Here is a 2,825-nt window from a genome sequence, read left to right as displayed (position 1 = left end):
TGTTGCCTGGCGCCACCGGTGTGACAGCCGAGGCACACGGCGGCCTGGGTCTCCGGCGTGCTCGCGCTGCCGTGCGTGAAGGCAATGATCGAACCCTTGGCCGTGGGGTTCTTGGCGTGATCCGAACCGGGCCCATGACACGCTTCGCACGCCGCCTGCGGCCCGGTGTTCGCCGCGCCCACCTGGAACGACTGCACGTGCATGGCGTGCGAGGCGTGGAGATCCTCCAGCGCATGGCATGCATTGCAGGTCTTCGCGCCGATGGGCTGCGCCTTGGGTGCCGCCGGGTTGTCGGGGATACGCGCCGCGTCGAACGGCGTGGCAGGCCCCGTGCCCATCGACGCCGTCGAAGGCGACGCATCTCTTGCCGCGTGGACACCCGCGCCCATGTCGGTCGGCGGGAGCATGCGGTCAATGTCGCTCTGCGTGAGCTTGGTGCTGTCTTCGTTCCTGGTGGTCGCCTGCTGCGCGAACACCGCAGGGCTCATGGCCAAAAGTGCAACCACGATGAACAGGCATCTCCATAGAACCTCGAGTGATCCCCGAAAAGTACGCATGACTCTCCCACGTCATCGCCTGACCGTTGCTGGATCAACGGCCGGTCATCGATCGTCCAGCGCCTCAGTGCGCTGGACAGGGTGGCAAGAGTTCATCCGGGAACTCCTGCGCCTTGGGGCACTGCTATTTCCTGGGGCTATGGGAAACGCACCAGCCCTTCGCATTGACGGATTTCCCCGCGAAGATCTGGCAGGGCCCATAGCCCGTCGGCCCGCCGGAATAGAACTGGCAGTTGGCGCAAGCATCCCCCGCCTGGTGCTTTGCATTCGTCGTGGTGGATGCGTCTTCCACATAGCCAAGCGCCTTGGCCGTGGGATCCGATGCATCCAGGTGAGGCAGGTCGGCCGCACGCAGTAGGCCAGGCGCAAACATCGCCACGCCCGTGGCGGCTCCGCCCGTGGCCACAAGCCTCAAGAAGCGGCGACGAGCGGCGACCTCGGAATAAGCCGATACAGCCATGCGCACCTCCTCCTCAGGGATGGATGCTCGCCTGCACGTTTGCGCCCCGGCGAGACAGAAGACAGCATCACCCGTCCTCTGGCGCGGACAGCTCCATCGGTCGGGCACGACACCCCCGTATGTGCCGCTTGCATACGCTTTGGTTTAACGGGAATGAAAAAACACGGAGGCGGGTTGAATGACCTGCCGTGGGTCGGGCGGGCCAGGGGTCCTTAGCGGCTCGCCCAGCGGACTCATGATCGCCCTGCCCGATTCGCCATGGAGCACCAGGGCGATGCCTCCCCCGGTTGCGCCGCGCTTCGCCCGGGCTGATGCACGCCGGCAGGTGCGAGCTTTCACTGCCCGGATTGCGCCGGCAAGCACACAATCAACATATCTGTTGACAATCAACGTATATGTTGATATTAAACACCCATGGTGAATATCCGTCAGCCGCTGCAAGCCGTTACCGACGCCGGGTTCGATCCGGATCTGGCGCAGTCGCGCCTGGACCAGGTGTTCTTCGCGCTGTCCGATCCCATTCGCCGGCAGGTCCTGGAACAGCTCGATGGACAGGCGCTGCTGGTGTCGGAGATCGCGGCGGCGTTCGATGTGTCGCTGCAGGCGGTGTCTCGCCATATCCAGGTGTTGGTGCGGGCCGGGCTGATCCAGCAGGAGCGCACCGGACGTATCAGCCGCTGCAGCCTCGACGCCGGCCCCCTGCTCGATGCCGCCGTCTGGATGAACCGCTACAGCAAGTACTGGCAGCAGCAGTTCGACCTGCTCGCCGCCACCCTTGTGGACATCGACGAGCGCAAGGCCGCCTCGTCGGCATCCGCCCCGACCCGCAAGCAAGCCAAGAAACGCACATCACGCAAGCAATGACCGGCGCCGTGCGCGATCCGCGAGGATCCGGCGCCGGCCTCCCCACGCCTAGGAGGTTGCCATGGCCATGCATCAGATCGTGAACCACGAAGACTGGGTGGAAACGCGCAAGCGTTTTCTCGCCAAGGAGAAGGAATTCACCCGCCTGCGCGACGAGCTGAGCCGCGAGCGTCGCGAACTGCCCTGGGAGCGCATCGAAAAAGACTATGTATTCGAAGGCGAGCACGGCAAGGAAACGCTCGCCGACCTGTTCGGCAAGCACAGCCAGCTCATCGTCTACCACTTCATGTACGCGCCCGACTGGGACATCGGCTGCCGCAGCTGCTCGTTCTGGGCGGACAACTTCAACGGCATCATCCCGCACCTCAACCAGCGCGACGTGTCGATGGTGGCCATCTCGCGCGGGCCGCTGCACAAGCTGCAGGACCAGGCGCGCAAGTTCGGCTGGACCTTCAAGTGGGTGTCCTCGGCCGGCAGCGACTTCAATTTCGACTATGGCGTGTCGTTCCCGCCGCCATCGCCCGAGCACGACGGTTCGCCCTACAACTACGGATCGATGACGGTGAAGGGACCGGAGATGCCCGGCGTCAGCGCCTTCATCAAGCAGGGTGACGCCATCTTCCACACCTACTCCACGTATGGCCGCGGCGTGGACATGTTCAACACCGCCTACCACTACCTCGACATCGCGCCCAAAGGCCGCGACGAGGACGACCTGCCCTACCCCATGGCCTGGTTGAAGCACCGCATCGCCTACGAAAGCTGAGCCGCACGAGGACATCGCCATGAAATATGCAGACGTCAACGGGAAGCTCGCCGATTATCGGCGGCAGATCTCCGACATCCGGGAAAAGATGCGCGAGACGCTCGCGACCGTCGAACCGGAGCCCGTGAAGGATTACCGGTTCACCACCTTCGATGGCAGCGTGCGCCTTGCCGAACTG

Annotated in this window: 3 protein-coding genes and 1 pseudogene; 2 read left to right on the top strand and 2 right to left on the bottom strand. The window is 64.2% G+C overall.

Going from position 1 to position 2,825, the window contains the following annotated elements; genetic code table 11:
• Together JMF82_RS21765 and JMF82_RS21760 are read right to left on the bottom strand one after the other, a co-directional pair.
• Window positions 1-506: pseudogene (locus JMF82_RS21765) on the bottom strand (cytochrome C); the annotation flags it as partial.
• A gap of 175 nt (window positions 507-681) precedes the next feature.
• Window positions 682-930 carry a high-potential iron-sulfur protein gene (locus tag JMF82_RS21760; protein ID WP_236585624.1) on the bottom strand — a complete coding sequence of 83 codons (249 nt, stop codon included), beginning with the start codon at window positions 928-930 and terminating at the stop codon, window positions 682-684.
• Between the two features lie 501 nt (window positions 931-1,431).
• On the opposite strand from JMF82_RS21760, the gene JMF82_RS21755 reads away from it, so the two are divergent.
• Complete coding sequence (locus JMF82_RS21755; protein WP_201316611.1) at window positions 1,432-1,881, top strand: metalloregulator ArsR/SmtB family transcription factor; 450 nt, start codon at window positions 1,432-1,434, stop codon at window positions 1,879-1,881.
• 61 nt (window positions 1,882-1,942) lie between these two features.
• Window positions 1,943-2,647, top strand: a complete 705-nt coding sequence (locus tag JMF82_RS21750) for a DUF899 domain-containing protein (protein ID WP_201316610.1) — start codon at window positions 1,943-1,945, stop codon at window positions 2,645-2,647.
• Window positions 2,648-2,825: the final 178 nt, after the last annotated feature.

The organism is Dyella sp. EPa41, from assembly GCF_016586165.1.
Classification (GTDB): Bacteria; Pseudomonadota; Gammaproteobacteria; order Xanthomonadales; family Rhodanobacteraceae; genus Dyella.
This window is presented reverse-complemented; position numbering and strand designations above follow the sequence as displayed.